This is a genomic window from Sulfitobacter litoralis (genome assembly GCF_900103185.1).
GTDB classification, from domain to species: Bacteria; Pseudomonadota; Alphaproteobacteria; order Rhodobacterales; family Rhodobacteraceae; genus Sulfitobacter; species Sulfitobacter litoralis.
The window spans coordinates 1-14932 of record NZ_FNJD01000035.1; the positions used below are offsets into that span (position 1 = coordinate 1).

The window sequence follows — 14932 nt, forward strand, 5'->3', positions numbered from 1 at the left end:
CTGACTGCTACCATTACGGCGATTGGGCGGATGGTTCTGACCCTCCGCGACACCTTCGGCGCGTTCTTCCCCAAGATGTTCCTCCATCTCAGCCGTTAAAGCGCGTTCTGCCAATGCTTTGGTCAACTCAGCAAGAATGCCCTCCTTGCCGAATAGGGCGCCAGAAGAGCGGCCTTCCATCAGTTGGTCTAATAGCTTTTTGTCGATGCTCATACGTGGGTCTCCTTATAGAGCAGTTACCACGCCAAAGCACAAAATTCAGGACAGTCCCACCCAAGGTCGATTGGCAGTATTTTTCCCTATTACTACGATAGCCGTGGAGGCCCAGCTCATTTTCATGCGAAGCAGCCGTTTTATCGTACTGTCGGCGACCAATCCCTTTTTCAATCGCTCACGGTTTGCTGGCTTTGCTCGGATAGAGCTATTCCGAATTTCATAGCCTTTCCGCGATAACATTTTGGTCAAACTGGTGACCGCCTTGTCGTCGGCGTGGTGGTGACTGATGAATACGTGACGACGCGACGCCATTTTCCCTCCATAGTTCTTTAGTTTTTCCGTTCACCTATGACTCTCCAGCTCACTGTCGAGAAACAACGTTTAGTTGTAAAGCAATATTCAGCACTACTTCAAACTCTGCGATGCATGAAGAAATCCACCGATCGAAGAGGGTCAGCTGCCACACTCCCGTTTATCTGCGAAACCTCAAAATACAGAATGGACAACATACATCACCAATGACAAATCCTTCGTCACCCGCGCACCAACTCATTCATCTTATTGCGATAGGCAATGAGTTTCCGTTGACTGCCAAAAGGTCTTCCAGCAACTCCTCGTAGGGGGACTTTTTTCTGCATCGCTTACCCATCACTGAGCCAGTAGGCTAAGTCCGTCCGGGGAAAGGGGTAGAACGTCCTTCACCCGATTTGTGCAACAAAGCCGTATTGAAGGACGAAAACTTCGTATTGTGAGGTTTTCAAGCGTCATACCGGCGGTGCAGCAGTAACGATCCCCTGCCGAAGGGGCATGAATGTCAGCTTTACCTGAGTTGGCAGGAATACCGCGCACCTGCAGCGAACTTTCGGTTTCCGCCGAATGTTTCAAATTACCATGTCCGCTTTGGGCTGACAGTCGTCATCCGATGTCATTCCTAAGGCTGGTGACAGGGAATTTTTCTAAAAACGAATCGCTGCATTGCGGCAAGTCCGGTTCGAGCCCATCTTGCAGGTTGCTGCGCCGCAATAGTAATCTCGGCTTGATGATGCAGGAGCTGGCCATTGACGCATAATTTTGAAATCAGAAAAGCAACGCCAGGAGATGAGAACAGCGTTCGTTTGTGCGCTGAGGATGCCTATGAGCAGTACGTTGCCGCCATCGGCAAGAAACCGGCACCCATGGTGGCAGACTTCGGTTCGCTTATCGCATCCGGTTCAGTCTACGTCGCAGCGGAAACGGATGCGGAGTTGATCGGATTTATCGTATTTTATCAAGAAGATGATCACTTCATGTTGGAAAACGTTGCCGTGCGTTCAAGTGCGGCGGGCAAGGGCGTCGGAAAGCTCTTGATTGCCTTTTGCGAAGAAAAAGCAAAGCAAGCCGGTGCAAAGCGGATCAAACTCTACACAAACGAAAAAATGTCAGAAAACCTGTCGATCTATCCGCACCTTGGCTATCAAGAGACGGATCGTAAAACGGAAGACGGTTTCAACCGCGTGTTCTTTGAAAAGTCGCTGTAGGCAACGGCAGCAAAGTCCACATTGCCGCCATCGACGGATCAAAATGCTGCGCAACTGCTCCAAAGTCCGCTTCGGGGTGGCTGCGGCCCGGCGACGCAAGGTTGGGTCAATGCCCGGTGTGGGCCGTCTCTGAAAACGGCCCTAACGTTCAAATTTCGATGGCTTCCGCGATAGCGAGGGCGTCTTCCAACTCAACGCCAAGATAGCGCACCGTGCTGTCCATCTTGGTATGTCCCAACAGCAGTTGGACCGCGCGCAAGTTGCCGGTCTTCTTGTAGATCTGTGTGACTTTTTTGCGCCGCATAGAGTGGGTGCCGTAAGCAGTCACTTCCAGTCCAATCGATGAAACCCAGTCCCGCACAAACCGGGCATATTGGCGGGTTGAGATGTGTAACTGCGCGTGAAAATGACCCGGCCAGAGGAACTCAGACCCAACCATCAGTGGATCTTCCATCCATTTCGCGAGTGAGGCTCTCGTCCCTTCGGAGATCTCGAAGCGCACGGGTTTCTGGGTTTTGCTTTGCAAAACCGACGCCCGCTCTTTGATCTGGCTGGACGCCATGACATCGATCACTTTCATTTTCACCAGATCACAGCCGCGCAGCTTGCTGTCGATGGCAAGGTTGAACAGCGCCAGATCGCGGTGGTTCTCGGCAAGCTCAAGTCGAACCCTGATCGCCCAGACATGCTTTGGCTTTAATGGGCGTTTCTGACCGACAATGCGGCCCTTGTTCCAGGCGGGGCGAAGCGCGCGAATGGCAGGTAAGTTTGGTGTTTCCATGACTGATCCTCCGATCCACCATGCCCTCCCACATCGACAACCCCACGTTGACCGAACCTACATATCACAGGATGCTGCAACGCATCCGAGGTCCGCTTCGAGCCCAAACTACCGATTTTCTGCGAAGCGGCGAATGGCTGCTCTTGCGCTACCAACGATTTGGCACCCCAGAATTGTAGTTGAGTTATGCTTCTAAAAGCGCGTCGATCACCGCACATTCCGGCGCGGCATCACCGGTGCATCGGGCGACGGTTTCCGACAGGACACGTTCGATCCGCGTAAGGTCGGCAATTTTCGCCTGCACATCTTCAAGATGCGTCTCGGCAACGGTCCGGACTTGAGCGCAGGTTTGAGCCCGGTCATCGACCAACCCGAGTAGCCCGCGAATTTCTTCCAATGAAAAACCAAGATCACGGGAGCGCATGACGAATTTCAACCGTCTGACATGGGCATCATCATAGCATCGGTACCCCTTTGCGCTGCGTGGCGGGTCCGGCATAATGCCTACCGTTTCATAATATCGGATGGTTTCAAGGTTGCAGCCCGTTGCTCTGGCAACGTCAACACGCCGCAACGGTGTCACGCTTATGTTATCTACTTTCATGAGAAACTCCTTGAGCCTGTACTTCCTACAGACCGTAGAACGGTGGAAAGAACAGGACAAGGGCGATTCGATGGACCAAACTATTTCCGACCAGACATCCGACCAGACCCGACAGGGCGGCGATGATACCACGAAAGGCTGGGGTGCGACTGGCTTTGGCGTTCTCGGTGCGCTGGCAATGACGTCGTGCTGTATCCTGCCGCTTGTGCTGGTGAGCTTCGGCGTGACTGGCGTCTTCATCGCGCAGCTCGGCGCGCTCTATGCCTACAAGTGGTACACCTTCGCGCTCAGCGCCGCGTTTATCGGATATGGGTTCTACAAGGCCTACAAGCCGGTGAGCCCGGACGCTTGTGCCGATGGTACCTGTGCCCGCCCGATCAACAGGACTGTCATGCGGGTGACCCTTTGGGCCGCCGCTGCAGTTGTCGCCGTGGCAATTGGGTTTCCTTACATCACACCCTTCATTCTCAAATTCTGAGCAAGGAACAAAATCATGAAACACATATTGCTGTCGTCAGCGCTGGCCATTGCTGCATTTACCTCCGCAGCCTTCGCCGAAGAGCGCACAGTCGAGATCGCGGTCAGTGAGCTGACCTGTCCCTCTTGCTCGTTCATCGTAGCCAGTTCGATGCGCGGCGTCCCCTCGGTTCGGATTAACGACTTCGTTGACGGTCCCGAGTATGGACAGGGCGTTTACAGTGTCACCTTCGACGACGCTGAAACCAGCGTGGAAAACATCATCGAGGCCGTGGCGGCAAATGGCTACCCGGCTCAGGCCCTGCCGGACACGGCGTCCTAAACACGGGGAAATTTGCAATGCGTGACAACCTTATGGGCGGGCTGCTGGCTTTGGGAGTTGCGACTCCGGTCGTGATCGTGTGCTGCGGTGGCGGCACGGCTCTGCTTGCTGCGGCGTTCGGCGGCCTCGCAGCGTGGATGTCGGGGCTTGGCTGGATAGCCGTCGTACTGGTGGTGGCGCTCGCTCTCCTTGTCGTGCGCGAATTCCGGCGGTCCGCCAAACGCCACGCATCGACTTCCTATAGTGCTTCAAACAGAAAGAGCGTTACTTGACCCAAAACACTGAAAACCCCGACCGCATGCTGAAATGGGGGCTGGGCGGCGCGCTTTTTGCTGCCCTGTGCTGCTTCACCCCCCTATTGGTCTTCGTCGTCGCCGGTGTCGGACTGTCGGCTTTGACCGGCTGGCTCGACTACGCGCTGTTTCCCCTGCTGTTCTTTTGCCTCGCCGTCGTGGCACAGGCGCTCTGGCTGCGTGCCGGACGCGTCGGACCGAACCCGAAACTCTGGGCGACGGCGATTGCCGCTGCCCTGTCGATCCTCATCATCTGGATCGAGTTCCGTTTCGCGCTGCGGATCACGGTTGGCGCTTTCGTGGCTGTCGGCGTCTACGCCCTTCTCATCACCAAAATGAAATCCAAGGGAGCGACGCAATGATGATGGGATCTTGCACTGGGGTCGGCATGTTTTTCGGAATGCTTGGCATGTTGACGCCGCTCATTGCCATAGGTGCGATCATCTATTTGATCGTTGCCAAACGAAAGAACTCTAATCTGGACGAGGCCCGCTGAAATGAAAGATATCAACATGAATGACGACGGTAACGGAAGCTATGATCTGATTGTCATCGGCGCAGGCTCGGCGGGTTTCTCCGCATCCATTACAGCCTCCGATGCTGGCAAGCGTGTCGCACTGGTCGGGCATGGCACCATCGGAGGTACTTGCGTGAACTTCGGGTGCGTGCCGTCCAAGGCGATGATCCGCGCGGCAGAGGCGATCCACGGCGCACAGGCGGCCAAGCGGTTCCCCGGTGTATCAGGACAGGCCCAAGTTGATGACTGGCGCACCTTGGTGGAGTCAAAGGACGACTTGGTCGCAACCATGCGGCAGAAGAAATACGCAGACCTGCTGCCGGAGTATCCGGGTGTCGATTACATCGACGCTGGCCCGGCAAAACTGATCAAGGGCGGCGTGATGATTGGAAGCCGCACCCTGACCGCGCCCAAGATCATCATCGCGACGGGTGGCCACTCTATCTTGCCAACCATTGACGGTATTGCGGGTGTAGGTGCGTTGGACAGCAAGAGCATGCTTGAGCTGAGAACCTTGCCCGAAAGCCTGATCTTCATTGGGGCGGGGTATATTGGTGCGGAGCTGGCGCAAATGATGAGCCGGATGGGCGTGAAGGTTACGGTCGTCGCGCGCTCGCATCTGTTGCCGGGTGCCGAACCGGAAGTGTCTGAGGCTTTGGCAGATGCGTTCATGGCCGAGGGGATCACGCTGCTGACCGGCCTGAGCTATGAGAACGTCAGACGTGACGCGGCGGGCGTAACCTTGCGCGTCATGCAGAGCGGCAAGCCTGTTGAAGTCACTGCGGATCATCTTGTCTCCACCGCTGGCAGACGCGCCAATACCGAAGGAATGGGCTTGGAAGATATCGGCGTAGATACCGACGCGCGCGGGTCCATCATCATCGGCGACGACATGCAGACGTCGGTGCCCGGCATCTATGCGGCGGGCGACGTGACCGACCGCGACCAGTTCGTCTATATGGCAGCCTACGGGGCAAAGTTGGCTGTGAAAAACGCCGTTCTGGGCGAGGAACAACGCTACGAGAATGCCGCCATGCCTTGGGTTGTCTTCTCCGATCCGCAGGTTGCTGGTGTCGGGCTGAGCGAACAGCAGGCGCGGGACGCGGGGTTCGACGTGAAGACCTCTGTCGTGCCTCTCGATCAGGTGCCGCGCGCACTTGCCGCCCGCGACACACGCGGATTGATCAAGCTTGTGGCGGATAGGGCTACAGATAAGCTGCTGGGTGGCCAGATCATCGCGCCCGAAGGGTCCGACACGATCCAGACGCTGGTCATGGCGTTGAAGTTCGGCATGACGACCAAAGACCTCGGCGCAACAATCTTTCCTTATCTGACGACAGTCGAGGGCCTAAAGCTCGCGGCCCAGACCTTCGATATGGATGTCGCAAAACTGAGCTGCTGTGCAGGATAAAGGACAAAAAGTTATGACCAATGATCCTCACACAATGAGCTTGGATATGTCAGTTGTGACCGATCCTGATGTTACAGACGCCCTGCCGCAGTTGCTGACCGAATGGCGCGCACGCAAGCAATGGGACACAATGTCCGTGCCAGCACGTGACCTGCATCTGGCGATCTTGAAGGCATTTTTGAACCACGGCCAACCGCCAAAGGTTGACCCGCAAGATAAGGCATTGCTTAACGACCTTGAGGCGCGGGATCTGATCGTCATGGACGATGAAACCATACGGCACGCCTATCCTTTCTCAAACAGTAACATGCCGCATAGCGTGACAATAGCCGGTATAACCAATCATACGGTCTGCGCGATCGATGCGTTTGGCGCATCTGCGATGGTGGGCCTCCCAGGGGAGGTTCGGTTCGACTGCGGCGCGTGCGGGGATACGGTTTCGGTCAAGATCGGGGATCAGGGGCTGACCCTGTTGGAGGCCGAACCGCAGGATGCACGGATCTGGGCCGGTATAGTCGAGGATGGCGGATGTGCTGCCTCCAGTCAGTGTCAGTCAATGATCGGGTTTTGCAGTGAAGCTCACCTTGAGAGCTGGCGGGGCCAACAGAGTGGCGACACCGTTGGTTTTTCGTTCAGTGCGGCACAGGCGCTGCAAGCGGGTTCAGCAACATTCCGACCGTTCATGGCAAGAGACGCTAAGCCGATACTGCAGCCAAGCGAATAAGACGCCTGGCGTGCTGCGCAAACACTTGAGATGCCCTTTAGCGAAAGAGACTAACCATGAATAATTCAGATGAATACGATTTGATCGTCATCGGCGCGGGCATGGCCGGCGTTGCAGCCGCCAATAAATGTGGAGCAGCAGGCTGGCGTGTAGCTATTGTGGATGCATTGCCCTACGGCGGGACATGCGCCTTGCGGGGCTGTGATCCCAAGAAAATCCTGCGGCGTGGCGCTGAAATCGTCGATGCCGCGCGGCTTATGGACGGCAAAGGGATCGATCACAGTGGGCTGAAGATCAACTGGTCGGATCTGATGGTCCACAAGCGCGGCTTTACTGACCCGGTCCCGGATAAGATGGAAAAGGGTCTGACCGGAAACGGTGTCGAAACACTGCACGGTGCTGCGCGGTTTACCGGTGCCAACACGCTCGAAGTTGACGGCCAGCCTTATCAGTCAAAACGTTTCCTTGTCGCTGCTGGTGCGATTCCGAGACCGGTTAGCTTCACCGGTGCCAATTTGATGATCGACAGCACGAACTTTTTGAACCTCGGAACTTTGCCCAAGCGTATCCTATTTGTCGGCGGTGGGTTCGTATCTTTTGAGTTTGCGCATATCGCCGCACGTGCTGGGGCCGAGCCTATCATCATAGATCGCGGGGCCCGCCCGCTGAGCGCTTTTGACCCCGATCTGGTCGAGATGCTCATCGCGCGCAGTGCCGCTGTTGGTGTGGACTTGCGGCGCGAAACCGAGATCGTCTCGATCACAGCATCTGATGCGGGCTTTGCCGTTGAAGTGAAAACAGGCGACCAGACGACGACCATTGAGACCGATCTGGTCGTGCATGGCGCGGGTCGCATCGCCGCCCTTGCAGACCTGAACCTTGAGGCCGCTGGCGTCTCTTATGGCGACAAGGGCATTATCGTGGCCCCGCATCTGCAAAGTACGACGAACGACGCCGTGTTTGCCGCCGGAGATTCCGCCGACACGAAGGGCATGCCGCTGACGCCCGTTGCCGTAATCGAGGGCAAGGTCGCCGCATCGAACATGCTCAAGGAGCAGAAGATCGTGCCGGACTATTCGGGCATTCCAACGGCAGTGTTTACGGTGCCCGAACTTGCCCGTGTCGGCATGTTAGAGGCCGAGGCCAAAGACGCCGGTCATGATGTCGATGTCCGATTCACTGATACTGGCGGCTGGTATTCGAACTACCGGATTGGTGAAAAATCCGCCGCTGCAAAGGTGTTGGTGGATAAGTCGAGCGGCAAGATACTCGGAGCACACCTGTTCGGGCCCGAGTATGGGGAATTGATCAACTTCTTCGGGTTGGCGATCAAATTGGAACTGACGGCCAAGCAGCTCAAGTCGATGACAGCCGCCTATCCAAGCGTCGGGTCCGATTTGGGTTCGCTCTTGTAGTGGCCGTTTTGTAAAGGAGACATTCAGGGCAACGGCATGAATGTTCGCAATGTCCGCTCAGCAGACTCCAGTGCTCGTTGCAGCTAACGACCGCCACGATGAAGGTTTTTCGATGCGGGCCACTGCGCGAGATTTCGACGCGGGACTGACTTTGGCCCGCGTTGACAAACCTCTCAAGGAGGAAGCCGTGGGATGCTGAGTGTGACCTATGGGGAAAGTGTGAGGCTGCTGTGGGTTGGTTTGAGCCTTGGCGTATTTGTCGAATGCAATTGAGGTGGTTCAAAGGCCATGGGTGGCGGGATCTTAGCTTTGATAACGATCAGCATCGGCGCGTTTTCAACATATTGGATCGTTTGAGGCAGCAGAATGCTCCACCCTGATGAGGCGCATGAGGGAGCAGGTATTGTGCATTTTGACGGACATCTCGTCATGCGGCGGCCTTTCTTGGTGGCGCTCGGGTCTGTGGCTTTTGGCCCCGCCTGAAGGTCTCGATGATGCGCATTTGCCCGCCGCAATAGGGGCATGGTTCGCGGAGCGTAAGTGGGATGATCTCTGCGGTTGGCGGATCTTCGTTTTTGACCGGTTCTGCCCCAAGTAACGCGCGGGCCTTTGCGATGTTGGCTTTGCGGGTCGCACTTGCCAGCAAGCCGTAATGGCGGATGCGATGGAACCCGTCCGGAAGCACATGGATCAGGAAGCGGCGGATGAACTCGGGTGTAGCTAGCCGTAACACCTTTTGGCGTTCTCCATTCTTGATCCGATAGTCTTTCCATCGGAACGCAACCGTGTTGGCATCAGCGCTAACGATACGGCTGTTTGAGATGGCGACGCGGTGCGTGTAACGGCTGAGATAAGCCAGCACAGCCTTGGGGCCACCGAAGGGTGGTTTGGCGTAAACGACCCATTCCTTATTGCGCAGCGGGGCCAAATATGCAGCAAAAGCCTGTGGTTCTAATAGCCCAGCTAAATCACCAAAGAAGTTGAGTTCTCCTTCACAATGCAGAGCCAGCAACCCTTCAATAAACAAGCGCCGAAACAGTCGGGATAAAACCCTCACATGCAGAAAGAACCCAGGCTTGCACGCGACCCAGCGGTTGCCGTCTTTCGACAACCCACCGCCCGGGACGATCATGTGGACGTGCGGATGATGGAGCAGGGCAGATCCCCATGTGTGCAGCACGCTTGTCATACCGACCTTTGCGCCAAGGCGCTTAGGATCAGCAGCGATAGTGGCCACCGTCTTGGCGGAGGCACGGAACAACAGTCCATAGACCGCCTTCTTGTTCCAGTAAGCGATGCGGGCGATCTCGGCTGGTAGGGTAAAGACCAAGTGGAAGTATTCTACCGGCAAAAGGTCCTCAGCTCGCGCCGCCATCCAATCACGCGCGGCTGGTCCCTGACACTTCGGGCAATGCCTGTTTTTGCACGAGTTGTACGCAATGTGGCGGTGCTCACATTTAGTGCAGGCCGCCACATGCCCGCCGAGTGCTTCGGTTCGACAGGCCTCGATAGAGGACATCACTTTGAGCTGACCGAGGCTGACATGCCCTGCATTGGCCTGCCGCCACGCAGGGCCATATGCACGAAAGATGTCAGCGATCTCCAGCGCGTGCTTTGACACGCGAACGCGGTCGTCAGGTCAGGCCCTTCACGTGCTCAAACGGGCTGGTGATATCGCCCAACGTCTTTGTCGCGACATGGGTGTATCGCGCCGTCGTACTCAGCTTGGAATGCCCGAGCAGGACCTGGATCACCCGCACATCCGTGTTTGCCTCCAACAGATGTGTCGCAAAACTGTGCCGCAGGGTGTGAAGCGTTGCGGGCTTTTTGATCCCAGCCATACGTTTGGCCGACGTGAACGCCCGGTTCAACTGACGCGGCGATATCGGATCGACACGGCTCTGACCGGGAAATAACCAACCTTGTGGACGGGCCTCGCGCCAATAATCCCGCAACAAAACAAGCAAAGATGGTGACAGCATCACATCCCGGTCCTTGCCGCCCTTGCCCCGTTCGACATGTATCAGCATGCGGTCGCTGTCGATGTCTCGGACCTTCAGGTGGGTGACTTCGGATGCACGCAATCCGCCCCCATAGCCAATGCTCAATGCCGCGCGGTATTTGAGGCCAGGACCAGGTGCAGCTGCCAGCAGGGCCGACACTTCCTCAACGCTGAGAACGATGGGTAATTTGCGTGGCTCCGTTCGGAACTGCATATACTTCTTCATCTCATCACGCCCGCAGGTCATTGAGAAAAAGAACCGAAGCGCAACTATCCGAGCGTTGAAGACCGACGGGGTGACGCCTGTGTCGGCCATGTGCAACTGATAGGCGCGCAGATCATCAGGCTCTGCAGTATCGGGTGATCGGCCGAAGAACGCCGTAAAGTCCTTGAGCGCACGGATGTGCGCCTTTTGTGATTTGTCACCCATCCCTCGGATGCGCATATCTTCCATCATACGCTCACGAAGCGGGCTTACTTTCTCCTGTGTCATGGGAACCTCCTGTTTGACGATTGAGAAGGTCCCAATCATCAAGCAAGAGCCCCAAAACACGAAAACAACGTCAAATCAGTAAGTAGAACGACCGCAACAAGCGCCAGTGCCGCGCGAGCGGCTTAGTCCGAGAGCCCAGAGTTACCAATGCTGAGTGATGCATGAGTGACCGCTGTAGGGAATGGATCACGTCGCGAAGAGCTGATCGATGTTTTTGAATGCCTTCAACTCAATTGCATTTCCTGCAGGGTCGTTGAAGAACATCGTCGCTTGTTCGCCTGGCTCGCCCTCGAAACGGATGTAGGGCTTGATCACAAACTCAATTCCTTCATTCTCCAGTCGTTTTGACGTCGCAAGCCAATCCTCCATGTCCATGATGATACCGGCGTGGCGAACGGGAACATTGTGCCCATCTACTTCACCGGTTTTAGCAGCCGAAAGTTCATCAGGGGCGTAGTGCGCGACAATCTGATGGCCGCGAAAGTTGAAATCCACCCAAGTGTTTGCAGAGCGCCCTTCGCTACACCCGAGAAGGTCTTTGTAAAAATGTCTTGCGGCCTCAAGATCATCGACCGGGAAGGCGAGATGGAAGGGCGGAATTGTTTGCTGGGTCATGATCGCTCCTTGGTTTAACCTAATGGTCCAGTAGCGTCTTTCATTATCCATGAAAAACGATATATTTTGCGCCTCAGCTACATGAAAAATGATGAATGATACCCGAACTTAGAACATTTCTTGCCGTCGCGCGCCTTGGAACCTTTGCAGCAGCAGGCGATGTCATGGGACTTACACAATCAGCTGTGAGCGGCCAAATGAAGCGCCTTGAGGACAAGCTGGGGCATGAGCTGTTTGAGCGAACCGGCAGGTCAGCAACGCTCAATGAGACGGGCCTTCGGGTTTTTGAGAAGGCCCAGAAACTACTGTCCTTGGCTGAAACGCTAACGGACCCAGATGATCCGTCGACCACTGAGGGAACACTGAAAATCGGGGCCGTAGCATCTGCGCATATTTACCCGATCCCTGAAGTGTTGCCGAGGTTTGCGAGTGAGTTTCCCAAAATGCGCCAATCCGTGGTGCCGGGAATTTCACTGGAACTGTTGGACAAGGTCGACAGTAGGAGCCTCGATTTGGCGATCATCATTAAGCCCAATTTTGAGCTGCCCGCGTCCCTACAGTGGACGATGTTGCAAGCAGAGCCATTTGTCATGGTCGCACCTCGGTCTTGGAATGTGGAAAATCCATCCCTCGCCCTGAGAACCATGCCGTTCGTAAGGTATAGCCGAATTTCGTTTGGTGGGCGTCAAGTCGAAAGCTATCTGAACATGCATCAAATACGGCCCAAAGACTTTGTTGAGCTGGATGATATATCCACCATCCTGTCCTTGGTCGCGGACGAGTGCGGCATAGCGATTGTGCCACGGATGGCAATTTATGCGTCTCAGTTTCGGACTACAAACGTCATTGAATTAGATGATATGCAGCTCAGCCGCGAGATTGGCATCATTCATCCCCGCTTATTAAGCGACCCCGCCAATCGCTTTGTAGCGCTTTGCATAAAAGCTCAATCATCTAAAATTTCATTCCCTTAAAAACAGTGAAAGCAGACTTCCGCGACCTAAGAACGAATGGCAGAATGGTCCGCATTGCCGCCATCGACGGATCAAAATGCTGCGCAACTGCTCCAAAGTCCGCTTCGGGGATGCTGCGGCCGGGCGACGCAAGGTTGGGTCAATGTCCGGTGTGGGCCGGTTTTTTCTTAACGTAGGATTTAGCACTGAGCCGGAGCGGACCCCCTGTTTAGGAGAGCTGGCGCACAACCACCCGACCGGTTCGGGGCACTTCGATCCTGAAGTGCTGCGCCTGCGTCACATTCTGGATAAGGGGCGGGCGAAAGCAGACCCAGTTTTCATGTCCGGGGTGACGCACGCTTTCATATCGGATGCCGGCACGCGTGCCTTCAGCCCGGACGCGTCGCCCGAAAGCCTGCGCTACAGGGTAACTCGCATCGTCGGGATTATGATATTCCGGATGTGCTCCGAAAATGTCGACATAGTCTCCATCAAGGTCCGCCAAATACTGGCGATACGTCTCGGATCTCTGCGTCAAGGCGCTCAGCGCGATCTCCTTGCGCAGCCCATTGGCAACCTCCAGAAGCGCGGTGTTGGGATGGGTCGAGCCATACCACGCTCCGAGGCTCGCATCCGAAAATCTCAGACCGCCGGGCGATCCGTGCAGAAACGCCGCCATGACGACGCTGGCATTCGGGACGCCATACACCCATTCCGCGCGGGGCAAGCGCGCGAGCCGTGGGCTTATGAGGCGGTCGTTTGTCCAGCCTTCCAGTTCCATGACGGCTTCAAGGTCGTCGGGGGTGGTGACTGCGTCAAAGGTGGGGATCGGCGGAAACCGGGAGGGGATAAGGCGTGTTGTGCCCGCAGGTGCGGAAGATGTCGCGTAGTCTGAAATCTTCATGCAAAGACAAGATCGTCTTCGGTGACCACCTCAAAGCGGCCCTCCGGTGCCCCAAACCCCATATTGCCGCCGCGCCAGGCATCAAGATACCGGCGCACGGACATGAGACCGTCATGCCCGCCTTCCAGCATATAGGCCATAGGCGAAGCGCCGGCGAAGAGGGTGCCCTGGTGGGGGCCCTTCAGCCAGACCAGCGCCTGACGCTCATCTTCAAACAGAATGGTCAGCGCCTTGTAGATACCAAGTATAGCCGAAATCCGTAAGAGCGTATCAAGAGGCAGGGTCAGCGGCTGCTGTTCACGCGCCTTCTTCATCCATTGATGATAGGTGGAGCGGCCCGGATCGCCCAGAATGGCAATACGATCTGCTTCGCTAAGGTCGAACCGATCAGCGATTTCCCGGAAGGCGCGCAAGCCTGGCGCACTTGTCCGATCGCGATCTTCTCGGGAGATGGTACGAAATTGCACGGCGTCGGGGGAAACCGAAGTGTTTGAGAAATTGGCAATCTGCATATCGAGCCTCCTTTGTCCACTTACAGACATATAGTCTGCATGTGGATAAATCAATGACAAGGAGGTTTTGCATCGGTAATCCCCCCAAAAATTAGCGGTGATGGATTCAGGCGGTCACTGCAACACAGTGTAAACCTTTGCATTCAAGGACTGTGTTGATGACTAAGCCGCTGCCGATGGACGAACAAAAGAAATCAGTGATTTGGCGCGAGTGGGAACGCGGAACGCCGATGGCAAATATCGCTCGCGTTATCGACAAGCCGTAAGCGATGTGCCGCCCCCACCTTCCTTGTGAACCTCTGATCTGAGATTCAGCCCTTACGGATGGATTATCAGGGAGTTTCTCCATGGAGCGCTCAACGGGGTTTCTCAGTAACATTGATTTGGTTGTGGGCCCGCGTGGTCACCGCCGGTGGCCGGATGCGGTGAAGGCGCAAATTGTGGCCGAGACGCTGGTGGAGGGTGCCTCGCTGGACGCAGTTGAGCGGCGGTATGACATGCGGGCCAATCATTTGTCCGTCGCCGGCAGGGTCTTGCGCAGCAAGGTCCCGAGAGGGAGAATGGCGGCGCATGGCCCGGGAGGGCAAGCTGGTTCTGCCTGCCTTGGCTGAAGAACCGAGCTTTGCAGCGCTGGTTGTGCGCGAGGATGTCGATGTGGCACCTGAACCTGCGCAGCTGTCGCCGTTGGATCTGATATGTGGTGCTGTCACCGTGCGATTGGATGCAAGAACATCAGCGGCGCGCATTGCCGAGATTGCTCGCGCCTTGAATGCGCCCTCATGATGTTCCCTTCAAACCGGGTGCGGATCGTTGTGGCGACCAAGCCGGTAGACTTCCGCAAAGGTCATGACGGTCTGGCAGCGCTTGTCAAAAACGAGTTACGCAAAGACCCCTTCACGGGGACCGTATTTATGTTCCGCTCGAAACGGGCAGATCGGCTGAAGCTGTTGTATTGGGACGGCACCGGGCTGGTCATGGCTTACAAGAGGCTGGAGGAGCATATCTTCACCTGGCCCGCCATCAAAGATGGCTTGATGGCGCTGAACCACGCCCAGTTTGAAGCGCTATTCTCAGGATTGGACTGGCGGAAAGTAAGGGCTTTGTCCGCGCGTCCGCCGACTGCGGCAGAATGAATCAGGCCGTCTTTTGCAGGGGTATTAAGGTGCAGGAAATGGT

At 56.0% G+C, this 14932-nt stretch carries 22 protein-coding genes; 13 read left to right on the forward strand and 9 right to left on the reverse strand.

Annotation, left to right across the window (positions count from 1 at the left end; translation table 11 throughout):
* Together BLQ98_RS17195 and BLQ98_RS18695 are read right to left on the reverse strand one after the other, a co-directional pair.
* Positions 1-213: transposase (locus BLQ98_RS17195; protein ID WP_208596093.1), on the reverse strand; the 213-nt coding region annotated here is incomplete at its 3' end.
* A 45-nt stretch (positions 214-258) separates the two neighbouring features.
* The gene (locus BLQ98_RS18695) at positions 259-528 is read right to left on the reverse strand and encodes a TIR domain-containing protein (protein WP_093734429.1); all 270 of its coding nucleotides are present in this window, start codon (positions 526-528) and stop codon (positions 259-261) included.
* 499 nt (positions 529-1027) lie between these two features.
* Here BLQ98_RS18695 and BLQ98_RS18155 point away from each other — a divergent pair, with 499 nt between their 5' ends.
* Together BLQ98_RS18155 and BLQ98_RS17205 are read left to right on the forward strand one after the other, a co-directional pair.
* Positions 1028-1285 (forward strand): hypothetical protein, encoded by a 258-nt coding sequence (locus BLQ98_RS18155; RefSeq protein ID WP_141135371.1) that lies wholly within the window; start codon positions 1028-1030, stop codon positions 1283-1285.
* A complete protein-coding gene (locus BLQ98_RS17205; RefSeq protein ID WP_093734430.1) occupies positions 1275-1733 on the forward strand; it encodes a GNAT family N-acetyltransferase in 459 nt (152 codons plus the stop codon). Before BLQ98_RS18155 ends, BLQ98_RS17205 begins: the two co-directional genes overlap by 11 nt.
* A gap of 148 nt (positions 1734-1881) precedes the next feature.
* Here BLQ98_RS17205 and BLQ98_RS17210 read toward each other — a convergent pair whose 3' ends face one another.
* Together BLQ98_RS17210 and BLQ98_RS17215 are read right to left on the reverse strand one after the other, a co-directional pair.
* Positions 1882-2514 carry a tyrosine-type recombinase/integrase gene (locus tag BLQ98_RS17210; protein ID WP_093734431.1) on the reverse strand — a complete coding sequence of 211 codons (633 nt, stop codon included), beginning with the start codon at positions 2512-2514 and terminating at the stop codon, positions 1882-1884.
* A gap of 184 nt (positions 2515-2698) precedes the next feature.
* Positions 2699-3118: a MerR family transcriptional regulator gene (locus BLQ98_RS17215; RefSeq protein WP_208596094.1), complete on the reverse strand. Its 420-nt coding sequence runs from the start codon at positions 3116-3118 to the stop codon at positions 2699-2701.
* A gap of 70 nt (positions 3119-3188) precedes the next feature.
* On the opposite strand from BLQ98_RS17215, the gene BLQ98_RS17220 reads away from it, so the two are divergent.
* Genes BLQ98_RS17220 through BLQ98_RS17250 form a run of 8 tightly spaced genes read left to right on the forward strand, consistent with a single transcriptional unit; the run spans position 3189 to position 8277 of the window.
* Complete coding sequence (locus BLQ98_RS17220; RefSeq protein ID WP_093734432.1) at positions 3189-3596, forward strand: mercuric transporter MerT family protein; 408 nt, start codon at positions 3189-3191, stop codon at positions 3594-3596.
* Between the two features lie 15 nt (positions 3597-3611).
* A complete protein-coding gene (locus BLQ98_RS17225; protein WP_093734433.1) occupies positions 3612-3917 on the forward strand; it encodes a heavy-metal-associated domain-containing protein in 306 nt (101 codons plus the stop codon).
* Between the two features lie 17 nt (positions 3918-3934).
* A complete protein-coding gene (locus BLQ98_RS17230; protein ID WP_093734434.1) occupies positions 3935-4189 on the forward strand; it encodes a hypothetical protein in 255 nt (84 codons plus the stop codon).
* The gene (merF, locus tag BLQ98_RS17235) at positions 4186-4572 is read left to right on the forward strand and encodes a mercury resistance system transport protein MerF (RefSeq protein ID WP_244148479.1); all 387 of its coding nucleotides are present in this window, start codon (positions 4186-4188) and stop codon (positions 4570-4572) included. The genes BLQ98_RS17230 and merF overlap by 4 nt, the downstream gene beginning before the upstream one ends.
* A complete protein-coding gene (locus BLQ98_RS18330) occupies positions 4569-4706 on the forward strand; it encodes an SHOCT domain-containing protein (RefSeq protein WP_167354575.1) in 138 nt (45 codons plus the stop codon). Before merF ends, BLQ98_RS18330 begins: the two co-directional genes overlap by 4 nt.
* A 1-nt stretch (position 4707) precedes the next feature.
* Complete coding sequence (gene merA, locus BLQ98_RS17240) at positions 4708-6138, forward strand: mercury(II) reductase (protein WP_093734435.1); 1431 nt, start codon at positions 4708-4710, stop codon at positions 6136-6138.
* A gap of 13 nt (positions 6139-6151) precedes the next feature.
* Positions 6152-6862, forward strand: a complete 711-nt coding sequence (merB, locus tag BLQ98_RS17245) for an organomercurial lyase (RefSeq protein WP_093734436.1) — start codon at positions 6152-6154, stop codon at positions 6860-6862.
* A gap of 56 nt (positions 6863-6918) precedes the next feature.
* Positions 6919-8277 carry a dihydrolipoyl dehydrogenase family protein gene (locus BLQ98_RS17250; protein ID WP_093734437.1) on the forward strand — a complete coding sequence of 453 codons (1359 nt, stop codon included), beginning with the start codon at positions 6919-6921 and terminating at the stop codon, positions 8275-8277.
* 427 nt (positions 8278-8704) lie between these two features.
* Here the strand turns inward: BLQ98_RS17250 and BLQ98_RS17255 are convergent, their stop codons facing one another.
* The 3 genes from BLQ98_RS17255 to BLQ98_RS17265 all read right to left on the reverse strand — a co-directional run bounded on the left by BLQ98_RS17255 (position 8705) and on the right by BLQ98_RS17265 (position 11387).
* Complete coding sequence (locus BLQ98_RS17255; protein WP_093734438.1) at positions 8705-9898, reverse strand: IS91 family transposase; 1194 nt, start codon at positions 9896-9898, stop codon at positions 8705-8707.
* 13 nt (positions 9899-9911) lie between these two features.
* Positions 9912-10772, reverse strand: a complete 861-nt coding sequence (locus BLQ98_RS17260; RefSeq protein ID WP_093734439.1) for a tyrosine-type recombinase/integrase — start codon at positions 10770-10772, stop codon at positions 9912-9914.
* 186 nt (positions 10773-10958) lie between these two features.
* A complete protein-coding gene (locus tag BLQ98_RS17265) occupies positions 10959-11387 on the reverse strand; it encodes a VOC family protein (protein WP_093734440.1) in 429 nt (142 codons plus the stop codon).
* Between the two features lie 95 nt (positions 11388-11482).
* Between BLQ98_RS17265 and BLQ98_RS17270 the strand changes: the two genes are divergently transcribed.
* Positions 11483-12361, forward strand: a complete 879-nt coding sequence (locus BLQ98_RS17270; RefSeq protein ID WP_093734441.1) for a LysR substrate-binding domain-containing protein — start codon at positions 11483-11485, stop codon at positions 12359-12361.
* A 208-nt stretch (positions 12362-12569) separates the two neighbouring features.
* Here BLQ98_RS17270 and BLQ98_RS17275 read toward each other — a convergent pair whose 3' ends face one another.
* Both BLQ98_RS17275 and BLQ98_RS17280 read right to left on the reverse strand, forming a co-directional pair.
* A complete protein-coding gene (locus tag BLQ98_RS17275; RefSeq protein ID WP_208596095.1) occupies positions 12570-13244 on the reverse strand; it encodes an RES family NAD+ phosphorylase in 675 nt (224 codons plus the stop codon).
* Positions 13241-13756, reverse strand: a complete 516-nt coding sequence (locus BLQ98_RS17280) for an MbcA/ParS/Xre antitoxin family protein (RefSeq protein ID WP_167354576.1) — start codon at positions 13754-13756, stop codon at positions 13241-13243. Before BLQ98_RS17280 ends, BLQ98_RS17275 begins: the two co-directional genes overlap by 4 nt.
* Positions 13757-14326: 570 nt before the next feature.
* Here BLQ98_RS17280 and BLQ98_RS18335 point away from each other — a divergent pair.
* Together BLQ98_RS18335 and tnpB are read left to right on the forward strand one after the other, a co-directional pair.
* Positions 14327-14539 (forward strand): hypothetical protein, encoded by a 213-nt coding sequence (locus BLQ98_RS18335; RefSeq protein WP_167354577.1) that lies wholly within the window; start codon positions 14327-14329, stop codon positions 14537-14539.
* Positions 14536-14889 (forward strand): IS66 family insertion sequence element accessory protein TnpB, encoded by a 354-nt coding sequence (gene tnpB, locus BLQ98_RS17290; RefSeq protein WP_167354568.1) that lies wholly within the window; start codon positions 14536-14538, stop codon positions 14887-14889. Before BLQ98_RS18335 ends, tnpB begins: the two co-directional genes overlap by 4 nt.
* The last annotated feature ends 43 nt before the right edge of the window (positions 14890-14932 follow it).